We start from the raw sequence: 22,511 nt of genomic DNA on the forward strand, positions 1-22,511 counted from the left end.
GCGGAGACGGTTTGCAGCAACAGAACGTGTAGAGATGAGGGACGGGAGCCGGTGCGGATGTGCCGGTTCTTTGTCGTTAAGGGGACGGACGTGGAATAATAGCAGCCTGTATCCGTCCTCATTGCCCTCACCGACGACCGCAGGCTGCTCGAGCAAGAAAGCGGGGGAACAAACAGCAATGAACGACAATTTGTTTATGGATCGCGTGCCGCCGCAAAATTTGGAAGCCGAGCAGGCCGTGCTCGGCGCTATTTTGCTGGACGGAGATGCGTTGATCACCGCGATGGAGCGGATCACCGACGAGGACTTTTATCGCGGGGCGCATAAATTTATTTTCGAAGCGATGATCGAAATTGCCGAAGCCAACGAGCCGGTCGATCTGATTACGCTGACCGCTCGGCTGCAGGACAAGCAGCAGCTGGAGGAGGTCGGCGGCATCTCGTATTTGTCCCAGTTGGCCAATGCGGTGCCGACAGCAGCGAACGTCGATTACTACGCGCAAATCGTCGAGGAGAAATCTATGCTCCGGCGGCTGATCCGCACGGCGACCCAGATCGTCTCGAACGGCTATGCGGGTGAGGATGAAGTCGGCACGCTGCTCAGCGACGCCGAGGCACGGATTATGGAAATTTCCCAGGCGCGAGCCGGCTCCGGCTTTATTGCGATCCGCGACGTGCTGATGGAAGTATTTGAGAAGGTCGAGATGCTGTTTACCCAGAAGGGAAGCATGACGGGGATCAAGTCCGGCTTCTCCGACCTTGACAAGATGACCTCCGGCTTTCAGCGCTCCGACCTGATTATTGTGGCGGCCCGGCCTTCGGTCGGCAAGACGGCATTTGCGCTGAATGTCGCCCAAAATATCGGGGTGCGCGAGAAGGAAACGGTCGCCATCTTCTCTCTGGAGATGGGTGCGGCCCAGCTTGTGCAGCGGATGATCTGTGCGGAGGCGAATGTCGATGCGGGCCGGATGCGGACCGGATTTCTGGAGCCGGATGACTGGGAGAAGCTGACGATGGCGATCGGCTCGTTGTCCGAGGCGAATATTTATATTGATGACTCGCCGTCCGTAACGGTTGCGGACATTCGCGCCAAATGCCGCAGGCTCAAGAAGGAGAAAGGGCTCGGCATGATCCTGATCGACTACTTGCAGCTGATCCATGGACGCGGCAAGGGGGATAACCGGCAGCAGGAGGTTTCGGAAATTTCCCGTACGCTCAAGCAGATCGCCCGTGAGCTGGACGTGCCGGTGATCGCGCTGTCCCAGCTTAGCCGGGGGGTTGAGCAGCGGCAGGACAAGCGACCGATGATGTCCGACCTGCGGGAATCCGGTTCGATTGAGCAGGATGCTGATATCGTGGCGTTTTTGTACCGGGACGATTATTATGACAAGGAATCCGAGAAGAAAAACATTATCGAAATTATTATCGCCAAGCAGCGGAACGGGCCGGTCGGCACGGTTGAGCTGGCCTTTCTGAAAAACTTCAATAAATTCGTCGGGCTCGACCGGACTCATCAGGAGCCGGCGAGCTAGCAGAACCCCAGTTAGAAACAGCTTTGAACCCAAGTCGGGCCATTGAGAAGGTATAGCTACGTGTGCGAACATGCAACGAATTAAATCGGGGCTGCGTTCGCAGCCAAGATTTTAACACGGCGCAGCTTTTCAAGCTCCCCTTGAGTTTGAGGCTGTTTTTTGCTGTGCGGTGAACCTTGAGCGGCGTCAGCACATCTAATCCATAGCAAGTTACATGATAGGAGGCCAGGCCGTTGAAACTGGAGGAGGAGGTCAGACTTGCCCGGCAAGGAGACCGCGAGGCATTTACCCGCCTGATTCATCAGCTGGAGCATGGGCTGTACCGGGTGGCGCGCTCGATGGTCGGACAGGACGAGGATTGCGCTGACGCGCTTCAGGAGACGATTTTGAAGGCGTACCATGGGCTGCCTGCCCTGAAGGAGCCGCGGTACTTCAAGACGTGGCTGTACCGTATTTTGATCAATGAGTGCAACCTGATTTTGCGTCGTCGCAAGCGGCTGGCGCCCGCTTCGGCGCTGATAGAAGGCTATGCGGCAGACGCGGGAAGGGCCGGGGCGGCAAGCGAATATGACCATATCGACCTGCGGACGGTCGTCGACAGGCTGGATGACGCGCTGCGGATTGTCGTTACGCTGCATTATTTCGAGGATATGCCGATCAAGGAGATCTCGGAGGTGCTGGGCATACCGGGGGGAACGGTCAAGTCCCGTCTGCACCGGGCGCGTCTGCTGCTGGCTGAATGGCTGGAGCCCCCTGAAGGAGAAAGGATGATGAGCTATGAAGCATGAGCAAGCCGGTCCGAGGTGGGAGCAGTTGCTTCGCCAGGCCGGGCAGGAGACGGCTCAGGCGATTCCGTCCGTGGTCCGCGAGCGTATGGATCGGACGTTATCCTCCCTGCCCGCCCGCAAGCCGCGCAGCCGCTGGCCGAGAGCAGGGCTGGGGGCGGCAGGAGCCGCCGTACTGCTGGGGCTGACGATTGTCGGCTCAAGCTTTGTTTCGCCGGGGATGGCCGCCGCTTTACGGCAAGTACCGCTGATGTCATCCGTGTTTCAGTTCGCCGGAGACTTCGGCTTGCGGGCAGCGGATGAGCGAGGGATGGTGTCGGAGGTGAACCAGCTTGCTTCCGATCAGGGCATTACTTTACAAGTGACTGAGGTCATGTACGATGGAGTCCGGCTGTCGATCGGCTATGTGCAGGAAGCGGCTGCCGGTATCGGGGAGCTGATGGGGCCGGGGCTGGAGGCTGAGGTGGATGGGAAGCATTATGCAGGCGCGTGGAGCTCCAGCGGAAGCTATATCGACGCACATACGTATGCGGGCGTGCTGACGCTCATCCCGGACGAGCAGCTGCCGGAGCGATTTACGTTAGGGCTCAAGGCGTCCCGGATCGGCGAGGTGGACGGCTTGTGGGCATTTGAATTTCCGGTGCGCAAAATGGCCGCGAACAACTATGTCGTGATGCCGATGACGGTCCGGCAGGCCGATGCGATTACAGTAACGGTCAAGCGGATTAGCTTTACGCCAGGCTCTACGGAGCTAAGCGTCGAATACAGCCGGCCATTGGTTTCTGCGGACACGCCCCAGCTGCTTCAATTCGATATGCTCGACGACCAGGGCGTGATGCTGGAGCCGCGGGGCGGCTCGGGTCGCGGCGAGCGGAAGGGGGAGGTTGAGTATTCGTCGTGGACGCAGCAGTTCGGTCCGGCGGCGCGTATTCCCAAGTACGTGACGATTCGCGCTTACGTAGATGCTCATCAGGTCAAGGAGGAGCGGCCGCAGCCGCAGGAAACGCGTGTCCCGCTGGATCGTCTGCCTACCGCTGAGCAGCCCTTGATTTTATCCCAGGGGGCGGCGGGACGACTGCTGGTGACGCAGGTGGAGCGATTGTCGGACAAGACGCTGATCCATTACCGGGCCGAGGGCGATTCCCCGCATCTGCAAGGTACCTCGCTATGGCTGGAGGACGCAGCCGGGCGAAAGCATCTGCTGCTGGACGGGCGGACGAGGGTTGTTGATCCGTATGCGTACAAGTGGGTGCGCGAGTTTCCGGCATTTGCTCCAGACGAGCCGCTGACGCTTGTTACCCGGCAGCAGGAGCTGTCTGACCGCATACCGGGTCTGGAGGCTATCATTCCCGTACGGCCCGAGTAGACGCGGCGGAAGGCAGCCGATATCTTGGGAAATCGCGTCAATAGGGGTAATTTTGAGTATGAAGCGTGCCGGTTGGCTGCCTGCCGGAGCGCGTGGCCGTTTGTGGACGCAGCTTTTGGAACATTTTCCGAACATTGTAGAAGCATGCTTTATAATTGTTCGTTTTTATTGACTTTGCCACGGGTGACTGCTAAACTATTCATGGTGTCATGCGCCTATAAGGCAGATCATGGGTGGTTTCCACCTCGCGGGGGTAGTGCAAAATGTCAACGGTAGTAGTTGTCGGAACCCAATGGGGAGACGAAGGGAAAGGGAAGATTACCGATTTCCTGGCGGAGTCCGCAGATGTGGTAGCACGTTATCAAGGCGGTAACAATGCAGGGCATACGATTCTCATCGACGACAAAAAATATAAGCTGACGATGATTCCGTCAGGTATTTTCAATCAGGACAAGATTTGTGTCATCGGCAACGGTATGGTTATTAATCCGGGCGCCTTGCTCGAAGAAATTCAATATATTCATGACAACGGCTTCAAGACCGATAACCTGAAAATTAGCGACCGGGCGCATGTAATCATGCCGTACCACCTGGTGCTGGACGGACTTGAGGAAGATCGCAAGGGCGACAACAAGATCGGTACGACTCGCAAAGGGATCGGCCCTTGTTATATGGACAAAGCGGCGCGCAACGGAATCCGGATTGCCGACCTTATGGATGCGGAAGAGTTCGCAGGTAAGGTACGCCAGCTGGTGGCGGAGAAAAACGTGCTGATCGAGCAAGTGTATGCCTCCAAGGGGCTGGATGCGGAAGCGATCATTGCCGAATACCTCGGTTATGCGGAGCAAATCCGTCCGTACGTCACGGATACGTCGGTTGTGCTGAACGATCTGATCGACGAAGGTAAAAAGGTGCTGTTCGAAGGCGCACAAGGCGTTATGCTGGATATCGACCAAGGCACCTATCCGTTCGTAACGTCCTCGAATCCGTCCGCTGGCGGCGTATGTATCGGTTCAGGCGTTGGACCAACGAAAATTCATCAAATTATCGGCGTTGCGAAGTCGTACACGACCCGTGTCGGCGATGGTCCGTTCCCAACGGAGCAGATCAATGAGATTGGCGACTGGATTCGTGAGCGCGGTCATGAGTACGGAACGGTAACCGGCCGTCCGCGCCGTGTTGGCTGGTTCGACAGCGTTGTGGTTCGCCATGCGCGCCGGGTGAGCGGTATTACGGGCTTGTCGCTGAACTCTCTGGACGTGTTGGCTGGTCTGGAGACGGTGAAAATCTGTACGTCGTACAAATACCGCGGCGAAACGATCGAGCATTACCCGGCCAGTCTGAAGATGCTGGCGGAGTGCGAAGCGGTATATGAGGAGCTTCCAGGCTGGAGCGAGGACCTGACAGGCGTACGCAGTCTGGAGGAGCTTCCGGTGAACGCACGCCGTTATATCGAGCGCGTATCGGAACTGACAGGTATTCCAATCGCGATTTTCTCGGTCGGACGGAACCGTGAGCAGACGAACATCGTGAAGCCGATCTATTAAACATATATGGCTGTTATGCGGATGATGTCCCAAGTGTCAGGGCATTGTCTTGATGCAAGAGGAGCGGGCCTGCGGGCGCTGCTCCTTTTTTTCTTGTCCGGCAATCGGTTGATTTCCCAGAAACAGGTCAATACTAGAGGGGAATAGACTTGCAGGTCGGCAGGAAGGGGCGAATAACGGCGTGAGGGGATTGAAATGGCTGGTCAAGCTCGCGGTCAGCGCGGCGGTTACCGCAAGCTGCTGCGTCGCAATTACATTTGTAACGGTAAATACATACGTGGATCTGCTGCTGGAGCAGCTGCATATTGAGCGGCCGGCGTCGGCGCGGATCGAGTGGGCGCCGTTTCTGAACCGCTTCGCCGGCGGCTTTGGCGCGGGTATGAAGTCTGCTGACCCGGCGGATCAGGCGTCGCGTGTAGCCGGAGCCGGGCGTGTGAATAGCGCGGACGGTGTGACACGTGTGACTGGTTCAGGCGATGCGGCTGGCTCCGGTGGAGCCTCGCTGAACGGCAGCTCCAGCAGCACAATGCAGGAAGGGGCTGCTGCGGACAAGGAGCAGGCGCTGGCCGCAAACGGCACGGTTCCGTCTAGCGGTGCGGGGGCAAGCCGGGACAGGGGGACATCCTCTACGCCAAGCGCCGGGAATTCCGATCCGTATCGGGTGCCGGAGGATGCTGTTGCCGTATGGAGCCGCCAATCCTCGGGCCCAACAGAGTCAACCGGCTCGGCAGGCACAGCAAGGCCGACGGATGAGGAGCGGCGGGTGGTCGTGTCGGGTGAGCAGTTTACGAAGAAAAAGGAGCAGCTTTCCGAGCAGGCGAAGGGGAAAATTTTCGCGATGCTGGTGTCGCGTGTGCCGCAGGCCGATATGCAGACGCTCTCCCAACTGATGGAAGACGGATTGACGGCGGCTGAAATGAAGGAAGCGGAAGCGATTCTGCAGCAGCATCTGAAGCCGGAGGAATACCGCGACTTGCTCGCGATCATAGGAACGCCCTGAAGCGCAAGTCTTGCGCCTCAGGGCGTTTGTTCGTGTAGCGGTGCAGCGGCATTGCGATACGGCCGAAGCTGGAGCCCGCTGGCGCGGTGAGCCAGGTCGGGCTTGTACAGCCAAGGCGGGGCTGTCACGCCGCCGCTCCGTTAGCGCCACGACCCTCTGGCATGCCGCCACAGCTCCGTTAGCGCCGCGAATCGCCGCTCCGCCACTCCCGCTAATGGAGGCCCCCGCTTAACGCTACCCCTGCTGATAGCCGCCGTACCGGGCGATGGTGTCCTGCGCCTGACGGAGCCGCGACGATTCGACGACAATCTGCAAGCAGCGCGCGGCGTCGGCGGAGCCGCTTTCTCCGCTTGCCCCATGCGTCGGCTGCCACCCGGCAGTCAGGCTGCCTTCCGGCGCTTCGTCTGCACCTCCAGCCAGTAAATCGACAACGCCTTGCTCCCGCAGCTCATGGGCGGCATGCTCCAGATCGAGTTCATTTTCAAAATAAGCCGTTAAAGTTTCCATTGCTTCCCTTCACGCTCCCGCCATGTTTTTAGCTCATTCTGTGGTATAATATACAATTTTGTTGAAATGGGTAGAGACGATGTGTTAAATTTATTAAGTCAACTTTAGAATTCAGCTTCATGGGTATTGTTCCGAATTTTAGGTGTTTTTATGTGCAGATCGCAAGCACACCCAGTTGCAGCCATTGTGCCGGTCGTTTTTCAGCCGCAGGTTGCAGCATAACGTGCTGCGTGCAGATACCGGGGATCGGCGTTTCGGACGCGTTCCCAGGCCAGGCGCGACGTCCGCAAGCGGCGTCAGCAGGCTGATGGCAAGTGTCGACAGAAGGAATGCGGCAAAAAACGGCTTAAAAGGAGAAAAACATGACTATATTCAACAAAGGAAAGGATCGGTTCAGAAGCTTGATGGACAAGCTTCGCGCTGCAGGGCCGGGTGATCAGTCCAACGTGGCGGCTGAAGGCTCCGAAACCGTATCCCATCATAAAACGAATGAACACGGCAGCGCTACGATCGCAGAGCGTCTGCGTCAACATAAATGGTTATTCGGCAAATCCGCGGCAGCTTTTGGCTTGATGATTGCTGTAGTGTGGAGCGGTCACCATTATGTACAGGCGAGCATGGTTGATTATTACCAGGTATTTGTTAATGGCGAAGCGATTGGAAGCATTGCTGATCCATCCAAGGTGGAGCAGCTCAAGCAGGATAAGCGTACAGAGCTATCTGCAGCGGCATCGGATGTTAAAGTTGTCGTGGTGGAGCCCAGGATCGAATTGAAGCATGAAAAGGCTTTCAATGAACAGCTTGACGATGAGGCGTTGTTAAGCCGTTTGGGCGGATTTTTCAGCTCTTATCCGGTCGGCATGGAGCTGCTTGTTGACGGCAAGTCGATGGGCGTGCTGAAAAATGAATCCGAGGTCCAGCAAATGCTGGAGCAGCTGAAGGCGAATGCCGTTGCTTCCTTGTCCAAGAAGAAGGAATCCGGCAAGGTCGGCATTTTATCGGCCGCGGCCAAGGATGTACCGGTATCTACGGAGCTGGTGAAGGCGGATTTCGTCCAGCAGGTAGCGACGAAGGAAATCCGAATTCAGGAGGAAGACCTCGTCTCGCCTGATGCGTTGCTGACGAAGCTGGAAACCGGCAACGTGACGCCGACGAAATATACGGTGGAAGAAGGAGATTGCGTCTCCTGCATCGCCAAAAAGCTCGATATTCCAAAGCAGGTTATTTACCAGAATAATCCTTCTGTACAAAATGATATGATCAAGGTCGGCCAACAGCTCGATCTGACTGTGCTCCAGCCGACGCTGGCGGTGCGGACCGTCGAGAAGGTGGTAGAAAACCAGGAGCTTCAATTCGAAACGGAATATGTCAAGGACGACAACATGCGGCTTGGCGAGAACCAAACGATTACTACAGGCAAAAACGGGTTGAAAACCGTTACCTTCCAGCTGACCAAGGTCAACGGCATGCTGGAGGAGGAAACGGTACTGAGCGAAAATATCGTGATGCAGCCGGTGAAGGCCGTCGTGAAGCGCGGTACGAAGGTCATCAAGGGCGAAGGCACAGGCAAGTTTGCATGGCCGGTATTGTCGGCCAGTATCTCAAGCACATTCGGCACCCGCTGGGGCGCCTTCCATAAAGGAATCGACATTACAGGCAATAAAAATATTATGGCCGCCGATAACGGAAAAGTGATTGACGCGGGTTACAAAAGTGATTACGGCAATTATGTGATTCTTGATCATCTGAACGGATATACGACGATGTATGCGCATATGAGCAAAATTACGACGTCGAAGGGCTCCATTGTAGAGAAGGGCGAGAAAATCGGGATTATGGGCAGCACAGGCGATTCGACCGGCGTGCATCTGCATTTCGAGGTGCGGACGAACGATACGCCGCAGAACCCTCTCAAATTTCTTAACCGGTAAGCAGCATGTTTAAACGAGAAGCAGACAAAAAACGGGGGCATGGAAGTCGCAGGAAATGCGGCGGTTCCATGTCTCTTTTTGTATACGGATATGGTACACTTAATAGAATGAATAGGCTTTCGCAGGAGAGCTGGACAGGCGGGTGAACAGTACGATGGCAAAAATTTTAGTCGTAGACGACGAGCAGCCGATTGCTGATATTTTAAAGTTTAATTTGGAAAAAGAGGGGCATGAGGTTATTCTCGCTTATGACGGCGGGACGGCGGTTGAGCTGGCTTATTCCGAAAACCCCGATCTGATCTTGCTGGATCTGATGCTTCCGGTCAAGGACGGGATGGACGTCTGCCGGGACGTGCGAGCCAAGCTGAACACGCCGATTATTATGCTGACAGCCAAGGACAACGAGATCGACAAGGTGCTCGGACTGGAGCTGGGAGCGGATGATTATGTAACCAAGCCGTTTGGCACTCGCGAGCTGCTGGCCCGGGTAAAGGCGCATTTGCGCAGACAGCAGAAATCTGCGGCGCCTGCCGGAAACGGAGCTGCAGCAGCCGAGGAGCCGGCCAGACCGGGCTTGCGTGTACAGACGTTATTTATTGATACGGATATGTATGTGGTCTACAAGGACGGTGCGCCTCTGGACCTGACGCATCGGGAGTTCGAGCTGGTGCAGTATTTGGCTCGCAACAGCGGCAAGGTGATGACCCGCGAGCATTTGCTGCAGGCGGTGTGGGGCTTCGAATATTTCGGCGACGTGCGCACGGTTGATGTGACGATCCGCCGACTGCGCGAGAAGCTGGAGGACGATCCGAGCCGCCCTGAATATATCATTACCCGTCGGGGGCTTGGCTACATGATGCGGAATACGAAAAATGGCGCAGGCGGGTATTAAGGTGAACGGAAGGTGCTGCGAACGATGAAGGGCATCCGGTTTTTCCAGTCGATCCAGGCCAAGCTGATTATTATTTACCTGCTGATGATTATGATCGCGATGCAGCTGATTGCGGCGTATTTTATCCAGACGCTGGAAACGTCGCTGACGAAGGACTTTATCGACAATATGAACCGTCAGGCGCGGCTCCTGGCGCAGTATGCGGAGACGTATCTGAATGAAAATCAGACCCAGGACGCGGCCAAGGGCAGCGGCAATGAACGCGAGCCCAAGCGGACGTATGCGGACCTGAACCAGGTCGTCAACAGCTTGTTTGCCAGCATGCAGGCGGAAATTCAGGTCATTGACGCCAACGGACTGGTGGTAACGACGTCGCTGGAGTCGAACAAGTCGGTCATCGGCAGTAAAAACACGCAGACCGAGGTAACCCGCGCTTTGCAGGGCATCAAGGAAAATCAGCGTACGTACACCGATCCCGGAGGGACGCGGAAGCTGGTCATTGCGAAGCCGGTCGGCTCCGGCACGAAATATATCGGCGCTATTTATATCGTGTCTTCGATGGAAGAGGTTTACAACACGATGAACCGGATTAACCGGTTTTTTATTACCGGGACGCTGCTCGCGCTGGCGATGACAGCGGTGCTCGGGGTGATGCTGTCCTCTACGATTACGAACCCGATCAAGGCGCTGACGAAGCAGGCCGGGCGAGTGGCCGAGGGCCGGTTCGACGAGCAGGTGCGCATTCTCGGGCAGGATGAGCTGGGGCAGCTCGGTCATACGTTTAACTTTATGATGGAGCGATTGAAGGAAGCCCTTACGTTAAATGAAGAGGAGAAAGATAAGCTGGCCTCGATCCTCGCCAACATGAATGACGGGCTGATTGCTTCGGATGATAGCGGGCGGGTGATCGTCATTAATCGGCGGGCGAAGCAGCTGCTCCAGGTGGATGAAGAGAGGGCGCTGGGCAAGCCGCTCGCGGGGCTGCTCGGATTTACGCCGGATATTGTCCGCCAGCTGGAAACAAGCGAGGATCATTCGGCGCTGCTGCACGTGTATCACGATGAGGAGGATGAACCGCTGTTCGTCAGGGTGACGTATACGACGATTCATAGCAAGGGACGCGGGGCAGCCGGCACCATTGCGGTGCTGCAGGATGTGACCGGGCAGGAGAAGCTGGAGCAGTCCCGCCGGGAGTTCGTCGCTAACGTATCCCATGAGCTGCGGACGCCGCTGACGACGATCAAGAGTTATCTGGAGGCGCTGGAGGACGGGGCGCTGGAGGACCCGCAGCTGGCAGGCAAGTTTGTTAACGTCGCGCATAACGAGACGGAGCGGATGATACGGCTTGTTAACGATTTGCTGCAGCTGTCCAGACTCGATTCACGACGCGTCACGATTGTCAAGGAAGATACGGTTGTGGCGGAGCTGCTGGGCGGCGTGGCGGACCGGTTTTCCTTTCAACTGGAGCAGCGCAGCATCGCGATCCGCGTCAAGGTAGAGCCGGGTGTGCGCCGCATCCTGCTCGACCGTGACAAAATTGATCAGGTACTCGACAATCTCGTGTCCAACGCGATCAAATATACGCCGGAGGGCGGGCATATTACGATGCATGCGGTCTGTCCGGATCGGACCCGGCTGGAAATTTCGGTGCAGGATGACGGGATCGGGATTCCGCGTAAAGACTTGTCCCGCATCTTCGAGCGGTTTTACCGTGTAGACAAAGCCCGTTCCCGCGCGATGGGCGGTACAGGACTCGGTCTGTCCATTGCCCGGGAAATCGTCAAGGCGCACGGCGGCACGATGCTGCTCGATTCGGAGCTGGGTCAGGGGACGAAGGTGACATTTACGATTCCTTTCCACCAGGAGGAGGGCGGCCGATGATGGAGAAGCTCAAGACGGTGACGCTGGCCTGCCTGGTGCTGCTTAGCTTGCTGCAAAGCTATTTGCTGTCCTACAGCTACCCGCAGCCGGAGCAGCCGGTTACGGAAGCCGAGTATGTGAAGACAGAGATGCTGGGTGCGCAGGCTTCGCTGGATGACATGCTGTTCCCGGATCAAATCGTCGTTCATCTGGGCAACCAGCAGCATACGGTGCTGTATCCGCTCAGCCGGCAATATAGCGACATTATGGACACGGTCAAGCAGCGCAGTATGGACGGGCTTCGCAAAACAAGCGCGAGTGCGCTGGGCGTCAATTGGGAAGAGGTGCGGATGAAGCGGCCCGGCGTGGAGGTGCGCTTCCGCGATGGACTGCCGCTGCATGTGCTGAAGCGAATTATTCAGATTAAAGGCGATGTGCCGGTCGACAATGATGTGATTACCCGGATCTGGATTTTCGCACAGACGGATAATGAGGTACGGACAGTTTTGTTTACCGACACCTCGAATGTTGTGTACGAAGCGACCAAGGCCGATTACACGACGAAGGATATTGAGGAACGATTCGTCGGCGCAGTCGGCGCACATCTGCCGTATAAGCTGTTTCAGTCGGATATTTATTTGCCGGAGAAGCCGTTCCCGATGACCGCTTATACGATGGGGACGTCGCAGCTGACGATTGACCAGCTCAAGCGCACCTTCTTCGTGGACCCCGCATTGACGCGCAACTTGACCGAGCGCGACGGTTCGGAGATTTATACGGATTCCAAGCGGGGGCTGCAGCTGAAAAGCGACCAGCACTGGATGACGTATTCCGACCCGGTAGCGCCGTCTACGGATAACCGGATTGATTATGTGGGCGGGCTGCTGACGGCGGTGCAGTTTATCAACCAGCATGGCGGCTGGAACGGCGCTTACGGCGTGCAGCGGGTGCCGGAGCGGTTTCTGCCGGGCAGTCAGGCGTACGTGTTCCGGCAGTATTATCAATCATTTCCGCTGATCAACCCGCGCAATGAAAATATCGGCTTCATGAAAATTACGCTGCAAAAGGACATCGTCTCCGGCTATGAACGGTCAACCGTATCGCTGGAGCCGCGCAATCTGACCTCCAAGCAGATGGAGCTGCCCGGCGGCGAATCGCTGGACTTCCTGCTGGAAAAGTACGCGAAGCGCTCGCAGATCGTCTCGCTGTTCCCGTCGTACCGGCCGATCGTGACGGATAAGACGTTTGAGCTGGTGCCTAAGTGGGCAGTGGAGCTGTATACGGGCGAATATGAGTTTCTGGACTAGCGGAGCTGTCCGGGAGAAGGAGGAGTAGGCGTGGATTGGGGTCGGGCCAAAACAATTCTGATACTGTCCTTTCTTCTGCTGAACATCGTGCTGGCGATCCAACTGGGGACAAGCCGCTCCGATCTGCTGAATGATTTCGGCACGAATCCGGAGGCGCAGGCGCAGGAGGAGCTGCAGCGGCTGATGAAGCTGAACAATATTCAGCTCCCGTCGGACATTTCCAGGGAAACGCCCAAGCTGCGGGAGATCGTCGTGCGGTTCGATGAGCAGTCCAGTCCGGACAAGGCGAAGTCGCTGGCCGCGCCATTCAAGTTCGACCCGCTGATCAACAAGGGGACGTTCAAGGACATGCTCGCCAAAACCGGGATTCCCTATACGGAATCTTATCAATTCGATCCGGTCGGCAGCCGCAACGGGGCGTATGTATTTCACCAGCTGTACGGCTCGCTGCCGATGTTTGAGGTGCAGCTGGAGCTGCTGGAGAAGGACGGGATCGTCACCTCGTACAGGCAGGGGTATGTGGAGGTGCAGTCCGAAAGCGTGCAGAAGGAGCAGACCGTCATTTCACCGTATATCGTGCTGGCGAGTCTGATTGAAAATTATTTGCCGCCAGGCTCCGTTATTACGGGGGTGCGGCTTGGTTATCACGGGCAGGTGTACAACTCGCAGACGATGTATATGGTGCCGTCATGGCGCGTGTCGCTGAGCAACGGCGATCCGTATTTCATTCATGCGATCAACGGGGCGGTCGAGGCTCCGCAGAACAAGCGGCCTTGAGCGGGCTTGGGTTCGGTGTATATTACAGGTTAGGAGAACGAGATGGGCATACAATTTACGATATTGGGAAGCGGCTCGACGGGCAATGCGACGGTCGTCGCGACGGAAGAAGGCAAGGTGCTGATTGATGCCGGTCTGAGCGCCAAAAAGGTCGAGCAGCTGTTGAAGGAACGGGATATGTCGCTGGCGGACATGGATGCGATTCTCATCACCCACGAGCATGCCGACCACATTAAAGGACTAGGCGCGATCGCGCGCAAGTATGACCTGCCGGTCTACGCCAATGAGAAGACGTGGGAGGCGCTGGAGCGTCATATCGGCGAAATCGCCGAATCCAACCGCTGCGTGATGCAGACGGGCGAGGTGCGCGAGTTTGGCTCGCTGCAGGTAGAGTCGTTTGGCATCTCGCATGACGCGGCTGAGCCGGTCGGCTACTGCTTCTACCACGAGGAGCAGAAGCTGAGCGTAGCGACCGACCTCGGGTATATGAGCTCCAAGGTGAAGGAAAAGGTTCGGGACAGCGATGTGCTGGTGCTTGAGTCGAACCACGATATCGACATGCTGCGTGTTGGACGGTATCCATGGAACATCAAGCGGCGTATTTTGAGCGATGTCGGTCATTTATCGAATGAAGCGGCCGGGGAAGCGATGCTGGACATCGTCTCCGAACGTACGAAACGCGTCTATCTCGCGCATTTGAGCCGCGACCATAATCTGATGGATTTGGCCAGGCTGACGGTGAATAATGTGGTAGAAGACCGATTGGAACCGGACGATCACCGGGCGAAGCTGATGGACACCTACCACGACCGGGCTACGGCATGGGATCGGTTGGGCGAGGAGTAGGCGGGGCGTGAGGAGTGGGCCGGGTGCTCGTGGCTGCAGGTCGTTGGCAGGGGCAGGTGGCGGGAGCAGCATGCGCGAGGGATGAGCTTCGTTGAGCTGGGGCGGCGACAGGCTGGCTATAAGCCGCCGGGAAGCCGACTGTGAATCTCTGTGCTGTCCAACTGCTCCAGTTCGCGTGCTTTGTCGGCTAGCTCTTGTACGGTGAGAAGTCCCTTTTCCTGAAGCAGCTCGACGAGAGCGCTAAGCAGCAAGCTGCTGCTGTACTGATGCTCCTGCAGATCGGCCAGCTTGGCGATCCAGGCAATTTCATCAAGATGCGAATGAATGCGGTTGGTTGACATGAGCATCATCCTTTCCTAAAACCAGGCTTCGCTTGAGTGGCGTATGCTTCTATTCTAGTCCGCTTCGGGCGTATATATGCCTGGGGCACGCCTATTTATTTCGTAGATTCATAGGTTGCGTTCATCTGCAATACCATTCATAGCACGGGTCGCTTGGCAACAGGCGCCACACAAGGGGGCAGCGGCGGTGAGTTTATTTGATGACGATTTTTATTCGACGAAAATGTCCCCCAGGGAGGCTTGGCGTCTCCCGAAGCGTAAATTCCTGGGCTTGGAGAAGCTTCCTCGCTGGACAATTCCTGCTGCCGGCGGCGTGCTGACGCTCACGGTGCTGCTGGCGCTGTATGGCAGCGGCGCTTCCTCTGATCCGCAGCAGGAGGCGCTGCCAGCAATGGCTTCCTGGCCTGCAGGCTCTGGCGGAAGCGGCCAAGGCCAGGGCAGCCCATATGGCGTCGTTTCCCCGGGCGCGGGCGGGGGCGAGCGGCAAATGAGCGACACGGTCGTAGGCGCAGCCGCCAAGGTATGGCCCGCTGTAGTCAGCATTCTCGGCAGCGGCGCGGACGGCGGACGGTCGTCGTCCTCCGGCTCCGATTCGGGAGCTGGATCGGGTTCCGGTTCGAGTCCAGGACGCGGCCCCGGTTCGATGGGACTCGGTTCAGGGGTTATTTTTTCCCGTGCGGGAGATAAGGTGCGAATCGTCACAAACAGCCATGTCGTCGATGGCTTCAATCAGCTGGATGTCATTACGCTGACGGGCGAGCGGCGGAAGGCGGTGCTGCTTGGACAGGACGCGATTACCGATCTGGCGGTGCTGGAAATCGACGGGAGCGGGATCAAGCAAGTGGCCGAGTTCGGCGACTCGGATACGCTGCAGCCGGGCGAAACGGCGATTGCTGTCGGCAACCCGCTAGGCGTGGGCTTTGCGCCGACGGTGACGAAGGGCATCATCAGCTGGCCTAAGCAGACGATCCCGGTCACGGTCGGGCGGGAAGGCGAGCTGGATTGGGAAATGGACGTGATCCAGACGGATGCGGCGATCAACCACGGCAACAGCGGCGGCGCGCTGCTGAACCTGGACGGCAAGGTGGTCGGCATTAACACGCTCAAGGTGGCAGGCTCCGGCGTGGAAGGGCTCGGATTTGCCATTCCGATTAATCAGGCTAAGCTGGTCATCGAGCAGCTGATCAAGGATCAAAAGGTGCGCCGCCCGTTTATCGGCGTTGTGACGCAGAGCCTGCAGTCGTTTAAGGACATCGACAGCCTCAAGCTGCCCGGCAGTGTGAAGCAGGGCGTACTGATCGTTGAGGCCAGCGGCCCGGCTAAGGACGCGGGGCTGAAGGGCAGCGACGTAATTGTCGAGCTGGACGGCAACCCTGTCGACAGCACGCTATCGCTGCGCAAATATATTTATAATGCGAAGAAGGTCGGCGACAAGCTGGCTATCACCTTTTACCGCGCGGGTAAGAAGCAAACGGTGCAGGTGACGCTTGAGGAACTGAAAGATCGCTAAAAGGCTGTGACGCTGATTGGCTGGCGGATGCTGGCGCAGCGCAGGTGATGTTAGATGGTTGTGAGTTTGTCCGGATTGGGGTAAACTAGAGATATATGTTGGATTAAGCAGCAACTTAGGGAAGAAAAAGGGGTTTCGTTTATGCATGTGGTTTGTAAAGAACACCTGGAGCTAGCCATCGACATGTTCGTTGATGAATACGAGGATGCGCCCGATATCGTTGATTTGGAGCAGGTGGCATTCAGCGATTGGACACCGCCGGAGACATGCGAACGGTGCAAGGAAGCAGGCAAATTCCTGGTTGTTTAAGTGAAGCAGAGAGAGGGCCGGGAGCGGCCTTCTTTTTTTATGGGGATGGAATGCGAAAGTTCGTTAAAAGTTTTCCAAAGTGCTAAAACGGTAAGATGATAAGGATAAAGCGATAGGACGGGCATGCGAACTCATCGGATTAGATCGTTTGTGGACGTGGGGTTGTGAGGCTGTGTGGTGAAGGCGACCGAGAGACAGGCTAGGCTTGGTTGGTTACATATACGGATAACGGGCTATTGTGGATCTAAATGGAGAAAGCGAGGACAAGTTCGAATGAATATTCAAATTGTGTCGGTCGGGAAGCTGAAAGAATCGTATCTGGTGCAGGGCATCGCCGAATATGCAAAGCGGCTGGGCCCCTACGCCAAGCTGCAATTGGTCGAGGTGCCCGATGAACGGGCCCCTGAATCCATGAGCGCCGCCGAAGAGGCGCAGGTTAAGCAGCGCGAGGGCGAGCGTTTGCTCAGCCATCTGCGCAGCGATGCCTTTGTCGTGGCGCTCGCCATCGACGGTCGCCCTTTGTCCAGCGAGGAGCTGTCGCGGCAGCTGCAGGATTTGGCCACTTATGGGCGCAGCCATGTGGCCTTTATCATTGGCGGCTCGCTGGGGCTTGCCCCCGAGGTGCTGGCCCGCGCCGACCTGAAGCTATCGTTCGGGCGGATGACGCTGCCTCATCAGCTGATGCGGCTGGTGTTGGTGGAGCAGGTTTATCGGGCGTTTAAGATAATGCGGGGGGAACCCTACCATAAGTGAGGCGAAATTTTTGGTATTTAACGCTTACGGGGTGCGGAAACGTGCCCCGAAGGAGCAGGGTGGAGGTCCGGCCACCTTGGGGGAAGATCGTTGCGCAGGAGGGCTTGTGCGGGCTGTTTGGATATTTTTGAAGGTTTAGTGGTCTGTTTTAGAGTAGGTGTTCTACTTTGTCTGGTCGCATTACCAGACAATACTTTGTGGGGGGAAGTACGTGGAGACTTATAAGCATTTTTTTTGTATCGTGGAAGGACATAGGTATTCTTATGATAGTGTGGATAAGGCGGTAGATTTAATTGATATGATTTATTGTGAGGGAGCCCCCGCATATCCGAGACTTCTGGAAAACCTTCAATTTTCAGAAGACACTGCTGAACAAGTGGATCGTATAATTACGGGATTGAAAGAAAAGTTTGAACGAAAGAGGCTGTGGACTCATAGGGCGAAAAGGACCGTATCACCTACTGGATCATACGAAGCTAGTTTTCTTCATCCATTGTCGTATGGAAATTTATTCAAAAGCGAATACCCACAGGGGCGGCCAGTGCGCCGGGTGTTAGACAAATGCTTAAATGAAGCAGATACAATTATTTCAGACTTAAATCTGATCCTAGGTGAACCTGATTTTTGGTTTGGAAGAGGGAAAATAGAAGCGCAACGAATGTTTCACCCTAAAGCATGTGAAGAGTTCTATACACCACGAAAGGGAGGGTGGGGCAATGGCAATTAATTGTCCTGATTTTTACCTTGAACTTCTTCTGTTAAAGTAGAGGGGGATAGAGTTTTAGATGAGTCCGTGCTCCTTAAGACTGTAAAATCGATCATTGACCACAATGACATGGTCGAGAACCTCGATCCCGATAATATCCCCAGATTCGGACAAACGCTTTGTGAGTTGAACGTCCTCCGCAGAAGGCGTCGGGTCACCACTGGGATGGTTATGAGCGCAGATAACAGAGGCCGCAGACCGCTTGATCGCAGCGCGGAAGACCTCACGCGGATGCACTACCGCGGCGTTCAAGCTGCCGACCGAGATTGTCTCTTTAGCGATGACGTGGTTCTTCGTATTGAGAAACAGGCATACGAAGTGCTCCTTCTGCAAGAAGGCCATCTCAGGAGCAAGCAGTTGCCAGACGTCCTGCGGACTGCGTATGATGTATGGGTTGGAGGGTCTTACGTTCAGCATTCTTGCCAGCTGCACGGCAGAGACGATCTGCCGTGCCTTCGCCTTGCCGACCCCCTTGATGCTGGTCAGCTCTTGCTCGGTCGCGTCTAGCAGTTCGGGGACGGAGGGGAAACGGGCGAAGATCTCTTCGATGACGTAGCCGCAAGGCTTCTCGCGCAGGGTGTCCGCCAGCAGGTTTTTGAGTGAGTACAGGTCGTAGAATCCATTCATTGTCGTGTACCTCCAAAATAGAATATCTGTAGAGCAGCGGCGAAGGAGCAAGAAGATGCTTTCGCCCTTCTTTTTGTAATTTTCCGGCTGTTCAAATGGTGATAGTCAAACGTCGTTGTAGTTCAGGAACCTTTCCGTCAAACGGAAAAGCCCCTTCCGCCGCGAGGGCAGAAGGGGCTGCGCTTAAAAAATGGTGTTGGGTCGTTTCATCGAAGATAAGTTCGATTTTGTCAACCTGGCGCTTATCGTTTAGCGTAATCTTGTTGACAATCAGATGAAGCAGTGTTTTTCGCTGCTCAAGGGATGATTTTTGCAGGAGAGCCTCGAAGCGGGCCACCAGTGACCGGACTAATTCGTAATTTACTGTCTGGGTGTTGTTGCAGTGTAACTCGGACTCAATTTCAGACCTGCGAGAGGAAAGCCGGTCTCGCTCGGCATCAAGCTCCCCGATTTTGCCGGAAAGAAGCTCTCGATCGAATTCATCAAATTCGTACAGATCGAAGTATTTACGTTTCCTTTCTTCGATTTGCTCGAGCCGGGATTGGATTGAACCAAGTTCTTCTTTTAGAGGGCCAGTCCGGTTTGCTTGCCGGTCATTAATGCTTTTCACAATGGCTCGCAGGATGTGTGGTTTGGACAGCACTTCTTGCAAGCGGTCGATCAGATATTGCTCCGCTTCCAGCTTGCGAACGCTGTTGGCGCTACAGACGGAGCTTCCCATGCTTCGAAATCGGCTACAGGAGTAGTACATGCGGGTGATGGTACTTCCATCCTTTAGCTTGTTCTTTGTGCAGCTTGCCGTCATAGCTGCTCCGCACTGAGGGCATTTGATAAGGCCCGTAAGCAAGTATTCTCCGCTAAATTTTTTAATGGAGACAACCGACCGCTTTTTCCGGAGCATAAGAACTTTGTTCCAAAGCTCCTCGGAAATGATTGGCGGATGCACTCCGTTCGCGATAATCGGTGCAGCACTCTTTCCTTTGCGTCGTTTATCGCTCCAGTTCTCGTAACGGCTGTAGCGAATTTTTCCAACGTAAAACGGATTGTCTAAAATATCTTTGACCGAGCAGATCGAGAAAGCTTTTCCGGGTTTTGTCTTATGTCCGTCTTGATTCAACTGATTGGCGATGGAGCGGTATCCCTGGCCGGATACAAACCGTTCGAAAATTCTTTTTATGATTATGGCTTCTGTCGGAACGATTTCGACTTGGGTTTTACGCTTGTGCGAGCCATTGCTTCCCAAATCTACAATCTTGTAGCCGAGTGGTATCTTTCCGTTGTGTCTGCCTGTTTTAGCCCGATGTTTTAGCCCCATCTTGACGTTCTCAACAATCGTATTCCGCTCAAGTTCTCCTACGGAAGCCATCATTGATAACCCAAACTTACCCATTGGTGTGGAGGTGTCGAAGCTTTCCGAGACGGAGCGGAAGTCGACATTAAACTTCCGCAACTCTTCTACGATTTGCAAAAGGTTCAGGGTATTGCGGGCAAGACGGTTAAACTTCCAGACAAGAACAAGATTGAACAATTCTGATTTAGCATCCATCAGCATTTGCTGCAATTCAAAGCGTTTATCCATGCTCTTTCCGCTAACGCCCCGATCTACGTACTCCTTGAAGACGGTCATACCATACATTTGGCAGTAGCTACGCAACGTGTCTAGCTGTGCATCAATCGAATAGCCATGCTCTGCCTGTTCTTCCGTGCTGACCCGAACATAGAGGGCTACGAGTAAAGGGAGCTCTTTACTCATGCCGCTGCCCGCCTTTTCCGTTCGCTCCAATAACGTCGCCTTCAATTTGCTGGAATGCTTCAAGTAATGAGACGGCCAGCTTTCCCTTCGGAGTCGTTGCATCAATAGATTTCGATGTCCCATCTAAGGTCGTTCCATCCGCAGTAAGGCTCAGTATGTTTTCAAACATGGAAAGAACGAATTTGCCCATCGGTGTAGTCGATTCAAACTGTTCGGATACGGAAATTACACCAATGCTTTTCTGGGTGAGATACTCTATTGTTGCCAGCAATTCAACGGTTTCGCGGCTTATGCTGCTTAGGTTGTAGACCAACACATGACTAAAATCACCGGTAACTGACTCTTTCAGAAGCCTCCGCAGAGCCGGGCGCTCCGTAGAACTGCCGCTGTGGTCTAGGTCCATATAAACCTGCGCTGCTTCTCTTCCAGTTCGGGAGCACTCTGCCAGAAGAACATTGAGATGCTTTTCGGCTTGCGACGAATCGGCGGCTGCGGTGCGAATGTACAAAGCGACTTTTCCTTTTGTGTTAACCATGATGAATATCCTCCCAATTTTCATTTATTGTTAGATGGTATAGCGCTTCAGTACCGTAAAGAATTGCCTTTGTAATGCAGCGGTCCAGGGGCAGCGAAATTTTCTCGATGAACAGGCTCAGTACTTGTTTCTGCCTTTCTTGCGAATCTGCTTTGAAGACAGCGCTTATTTGCTCCAGCGCAGTACGGATCTTAGGCATTGATACCGTTTCTACAGGTTTCAGCTTTAAACGTCTCTCGGCATGATGCATTTCTTCAGCCAGTTCGTTGTTTCTTGCTTTTATGGTGGTCAGCCGCTGGGCCAACTCTTCCCGTGTAATTCGGCTGTTTTCGTATGCCTGGAAAAGGCTGGATTGTTCTGCAAGCAGCCTTTCATGCTCGTGTTTAAGGCTATCCAGCCTTTCCAATAGCGGTTTTCTGGTCGTATCCTGTTTCCGGCCAATTGCAAGCGAAATTTCCTGCAAGGCAAGCGGGGAACACAGAAGCCGCTGCATCTGGTCAAAGACCCACGTCTCTGCATCATCGGCACGTATTGCGTTGGTGCGGCAGGCGGCAGCGCCTGAATTGCTGAATCTGCCGCAGACGTAGTAATGGTTTCGTTTTATGCTGCCATTTTTGCGAAAGGCTTTTGTGTGGCAAGCAACCATGCTGCCGCCACACTGAGGACACTTCAACAGCCCGGTCAATGGATAAGTTCTGCTGACGAGCCGGACAGGAGTCCGTGAGTTTCTGGCAAGGACCGCTTGTGCCTGTTCCCAAAGCTTGAATGTGAGAATAGGCTTCTGTTCTCCATCCACCCATTCCACGGGGACAGAGCCCTTTGTTCGACGATTCTCGGTAACATTGAACCGAATTTTGCCGATATAATTCCGGTTTGTTAGTATATTTCGTACGCTGCTGATGGTAAAGAGAAGGCCCTTTTTCGTTCTATAACCTTGTTTGTTCAAAAGATTTGTAATAGCCTTATATCCGTACTGTCCCGTAGCATATCGTTCGAAAATATATCGAACCAGCGCAGCCTCTTCCGGCACAATTTCGGTTCTGCCTTCAATGGAGTCAGTGCCTTGCAACCAGTGATAGCCGAGAACGTTATTGCCGCAATTCCACTTGCCTTGTCTGACACGATGAAGCGAAGCGAGCTTTACGTTTTCAGAAATTTGCTCCCGCTCAAACTGCGCTGCGGCACCCATCATTTGAAGTGAGAAAAAGCCGTGAGGTGTCGTTGCGTCAAGCTGCTCAGTCAGGCTGTGAAGTGTTATGTTGTTGCTCCTCAACATGTTTACTACAGTGAGTAAATCAGTCTGGGAGCGGGAAAGGCGACTTAGCCGCCAAATGATGACCTTTTGAAACTTCCCGTTTTGAGCGTCTTCCAGAAGCCATTGCAGTTCCGGACGGTTTAAGGATGCGCCACTTACTCCGGCATCTACATAAGTGCGGTAAACACGAATACCGTTAGACGTGCAGTAATCCTGAAGCTCCTCCGTCTGAGCGTCAATGCTCAAGCCATCTCTGGCTTGTTCTTCTGTACTCACCCGTACGTACAGGGCAGCGAAAAGAGTGTCCATGATG

General features: G+C 55.0%; 21 protein-coding genes. 15 read left to right on the plus strand and 6 right to left on the minus strand.

All coding sequences use genetic code 11. The features are described from left to right. The first annotated feature begins 178 nt into the window (after positions 1–178). The 5 genes from dnaB to AC6ROY_RS11240 all read left to right on the plus strand — a co-directional run bounded on the left by dnaB (position 179) and on the right by AC6ROY_RS11240 (position 6,229). Positions 179–1,531, plus strand: coding sequence for a replicative DNA helicase (gene dnaB / locus AC6ROY_RS11220; RefSeq protein WP_500100499.1), 1,353 nt, complete (start codon positions 179–181; stop codon positions 1,529–1,531). Between the two features lie 233 nt (positions 1,532–1,764). Continuing rightward, positions 1,765–2,319 (plus strand): sigma-70 family RNA polymerase sigma factor, encoded by a 555-nt coding sequence (locus tag AC6ROY_RS11225; protein WP_500100500.1) that lies wholly within the window; start codon positions 1,765–1,767, stop codon positions 2,317–2,319. After that, positions 2,309–3,682 carry a DUF4179 domain-containing protein gene (locus AC6ROY_RS11230; RefSeq protein ID WP_500100501.1) on the plus strand — a complete coding sequence of 458 codons (1,374 nt, stop codon included), beginning with the start codon at positions 2,309–2,311 and terminating at the stop codon, positions 3,680–3,682. The genes AC6ROY_RS11225 and AC6ROY_RS11230 overlap by 11 nt, the downstream gene beginning before the upstream one ends. Positions 3,683–3,945: 263 nt before the next feature. Further along, a complete protein-coding gene (locus tag AC6ROY_RS11235) occupies positions 3,946–5,229 on the plus strand; it encodes an adenylosuccinate synthase (RefSeq protein WP_500100503.1) in 1,284 nt (427 codons plus the stop codon). Positions 5,230–5,410: 181 nt separating this feature from the next. Further along, positions 5,411–6,229: a hypothetical protein gene (locus AC6ROY_RS11240; protein ID WP_500100504.1), complete on the plus strand. Its 819-nt coding sequence runs from the start codon at positions 5,411–5,413 to the stop codon at positions 6,227–6,229. A 234-nt stretch (positions 6,230–6,463) separates the two neighbouring features. Here the strand turns inward: AC6ROY_RS11240 and AC6ROY_RS11245 are convergent, their stop codons facing one another. Further along, positions 6,464–6,736, minus strand: coding sequence for a hypothetical protein (locus AC6ROY_RS11245; protein ID WP_500100505.1), 273 nt, complete (start codon positions 6,734–6,736; stop codon positions 6,464–6,466). A gap of 362 nt (positions 6,737–7,098) precedes the next feature. Between AC6ROY_RS11245 and AC6ROY_RS11250 the strand changes: the two genes are divergently transcribed. From AC6ROY_RS11250 to AC6ROY_RS11275, 6 genes are all read left to right on the plus strand, one after another. Further along, positions 7,099–8,667: a peptidoglycan DD-metalloendopeptidase family protein gene (locus tag AC6ROY_RS11250; protein ID WP_500100506.1), complete on the plus strand. Its 1,569-nt coding sequence runs from the start codon at positions 7,099–7,101 to the stop codon at positions 8,665–8,667. 154 nt (positions 8,668–8,821) lie between these two features. Next, a complete protein-coding gene (yycF, locus tag AC6ROY_RS11255) occupies positions 8,822–9,559 on the plus strand; it encodes a response regulator YycF (RefSeq protein WP_500100508.1) in 738 nt (245 codons plus the stop codon). A gap of 24 nt (positions 9,560–9,583) precedes the next feature. Then, positions 9,584–11,440: a cell wall metabolism sensor histidine kinase WalK gene (gene walK, locus AC6ROY_RS11260; RefSeq protein ID WP_500100664.1), complete on the plus strand. Its 1,857-nt coding sequence runs from the start codon at positions 9,584–9,586 to the stop codon at positions 11,438–11,440. Then, entirely contained in the window at positions 11,437–12,726 is a 1,290-nt protein-coding gene (locus AC6ROY_RS11265) for a YycH family regulatory protein (RefSeq protein ID WP_500100509.1), read from the plus strand. Before walK ends, AC6ROY_RS11265 begins: the two co-directional genes overlap by 4 nt. A gap of 30 nt (positions 12,727–12,756) precedes the next feature. Beyond that, entirely contained in the window at positions 12,757–13,503 is a 747-nt protein-coding gene (gene yycI, locus AC6ROY_RS11270) for a two-component system regulatory protein YycI (protein WP_500100510.1), read from the plus strand. Positions 13,504–13,545: 42 nt separating this feature from the next. Next, on the plus strand, positions 13,546–14,349 hold the full coding sequence (locus tag AC6ROY_RS11275) for an MBL fold metallo-hydrolase (protein WP_500100511.1): 804 nt from the start codon (positions 13,546–13,548) through the stop codon (positions 14,347–14,349). Between the two features lie 116 nt (positions 14,350–14,465). Here the strand turns inward: AC6ROY_RS11275 and AC6ROY_RS11280 are convergent, their stop codons facing one another. Further along, positions 14,466–14,690, minus strand: coding sequence for a hypothetical protein (locus AC6ROY_RS11280; RefSeq protein WP_500100512.1), 225 nt, complete (start codon positions 14,688–14,690; stop codon positions 14,466–14,468). 187 nt (positions 14,691–14,877) lie between these two features. Between AC6ROY_RS11280 and AC6ROY_RS11285 the strand changes: the two genes are divergently transcribed. The 4 genes from AC6ROY_RS11285 to AC6ROY_RS11300 all read left to right on the plus strand — a co-directional run bounded on the left by AC6ROY_RS11285 (position 14,878) and on the right by AC6ROY_RS11300 (position 17,989). Further along, positions 14,878–16,200 carry a S1C family serine protease gene (locus tag AC6ROY_RS11285; protein ID WP_500100513.1) on the plus strand — a complete coding sequence of 441 codons (1,323 nt, stop codon included), beginning with the start codon at positions 14,878–14,880 and terminating at the stop codon, positions 16,198–16,200. Positions 16,201–16,341: 141 nt separating this feature from the next. After that, the gene (locus AC6ROY_RS11290) at positions 16,342–16,509 is read left to right on the plus strand and encodes a CxxH/CxxC protein (RefSeq protein WP_500100514.1); all 168 of its coding nucleotides are present in this window, start codon (positions 16,342–16,344) and stop codon (positions 16,507–16,509) included. A 273-nt stretch (positions 16,510–16,782) separates the two neighbouring features. Beyond that, on the plus strand, positions 16,783–17,262 hold the full coding sequence (gene rlmH / locus AC6ROY_RS11295) for a 23S rRNA (pseudouridine(1915)-N(3))-methyltransferase RlmH (RefSeq protein WP_500100515.1): 480 nt from the start codon (positions 16,783–16,785) through the stop codon (positions 17,260–17,262). A gap of 211 nt (positions 17,263–17,473) precedes the next feature. Then, entirely contained in the window at positions 17,474–17,989 is a 516-nt protein-coding gene (locus AC6ROY_RS11300; protein ID WP_500100517.1) for a hypothetical protein, read from the plus strand. 54 nt (positions 17,990–18,043) lie between these two features. Here AC6ROY_RS11300 and radC read toward each other — a convergent pair whose 3' ends face one another. The 4 genes from radC to AC6ROY_RS11320 all read right to left on the minus strand — a co-directional run bounded on the left by radC (position 18,044) and on the right by AC6ROY_RS11320 (position 22,507). Continuing rightward, positions 18,044–18,655, minus strand: coding sequence for a RadC family protein (gene radC, locus AC6ROY_RS11305; RefSeq protein WP_500100518.1), 612 nt, complete (start codon positions 18,653–18,655; stop codon positions 18,044–18,046). 91 nt (positions 18,656–18,746) lie between these two features. Continuing rightward, complete coding sequence (locus AC6ROY_RS11310; RefSeq protein ID WP_500100519.1) at positions 18,747–20,408, minus strand: recombinase family protein; 1,662 nt, start codon at positions 20,406–20,408, stop codon at positions 18,747–18,749. Further along, positions 20,401–20,943: a recombinase family protein gene (locus AC6ROY_RS11315; protein WP_500100520.1), complete on the minus strand. Its 543-nt coding sequence runs from the start codon at positions 20,941–20,943 to the stop codon at positions 20,401–20,403. The genes AC6ROY_RS11310 and AC6ROY_RS11315 overlap by 8 nt, the downstream gene beginning before the upstream one ends. Beyond that, positions 20,936–22,507, minus strand: a complete 1,572-nt coding sequence (locus AC6ROY_RS11320; RefSeq protein ID WP_500100521.1) for a recombinase family protein — start codon at positions 22,505–22,507, stop codon at positions 20,936–20,938. The genes AC6ROY_RS11315 and AC6ROY_RS11320 overlap by 8 nt, the downstream gene beginning before the upstream one ends. Positions 22,508–22,511: the final 4 nt, after the last annotated feature.

Source organism: Paenibacillus sp. sg306046, from assembly GCF_059821225.1.

Bases quoted from the DNA above. Each gene is read 5' to 3' on its own strand.
- AC6ROY_RS11245 (WP_500100505.1), bottom strand. From the start codon at position 6,736: ATGGAAACTTTAACGGCTTATTTTGAAAATGAACTCGATCTGGAGCAT.
- rlmH (WP_500100515.1), top strand. From the start codon at position 16,783: ATGAATATTCAAATTGTGTCGGTCGGGAAGCTGAAAGAATCGTATCTG.
- dnaB (WP_500100499.1), top strand. From the start codon at position 179: ATGAACGACAATTTGTTTATGGATCGCGTGCCGCCGCAAAATTTGGAA.
- yycF (WP_500100508.1), top strand. From the start codon at position 8,822: ATGGCAAAAATTTTAGTCGTAGACGACGAGCAGCCGATTGCTGATATT.
- radC (WP_500100518.1), bottom strand. From the start codon at position 18,655: ATGAATGGATTCTACGACCTGTACTCACTCAAAAACCTGCTGGCGGAC.
- AC6ROY_RS11235 (WP_500100503.1), top strand. From the start codon at position 3,946: ATGTCAACGGTAGTAGTTGTCGGAACCCAATGGGGAGACGAAGGGAAA.
- AC6ROY_RS11290 (WP_500100514.1), top strand. From the start codon at position 16,342: ATGCATGTGGTTTGTAAAGAACACCTGGAGCTAGCCATCGACATGTTC.
- AC6ROY_RS11315 (WP_500100520.1), bottom strand. From the start codon at position 20,943: ATGGTTAACACAAAAGGAAAAGTCGCTTTGTACATTCGCACCGCAGCC.
- AC6ROY_RS11250 (WP_500100506.1), top strand. From the start codon at position 7,099: ATGACTATATTCAACAAAGGAAAGGATCGGTTCAGAAGCTTGATGGAC.
- AC6ROY_RS11310 (WP_500100519.1), bottom strand. From the start codon at position 20,408: ATGAGTAAAGAGCTCCCTTTACTCGTAGCCCTCTATGTTCGGGTCAGC.
- AC6ROY_RS11230 (WP_500100501.1), top strand. From the start codon at position 2,309: ATGAAGCATGAGCAAGCCGGTCCGAGGTGGGAGCAGTTGCTTCGCCAG.
- walK (WP_500100664.1), top strand. From the start codon at position 9,584: ATGAAGGGCATCCGGTTTTTCCAGTCGATCCAGGCCAAGCTGATTATT.
- AC6ROY_RS11320 (WP_500100521.1), bottom strand. From the start codon at position 22,507: ATGGACACTCTTTTCGCTGCCCTGTACGTACGGGTGAGTACAGAAGAA.
- AC6ROY_RS11280 (WP_500100512.1), bottom strand. From the start codon at position 14,690: ATGTCAACCAACCGCATTCATTCGCATCTTGATGAAATTGCCTGGATC.
- AC6ROY_RS11275 (WP_500100511.1), top strand. From the start codon at position 13,546: ATGGGCATACAATTTACGATATTGGGAAGCGGCTCGACGGGCAATGCG.
- AC6ROY_RS11265 (WP_500100509.1), top strand. From the start codon at position 11,437: ATGATGGAGAAGCTCAAGACGGTGACGCTGGCCTGCCTGGTGCTGCTT.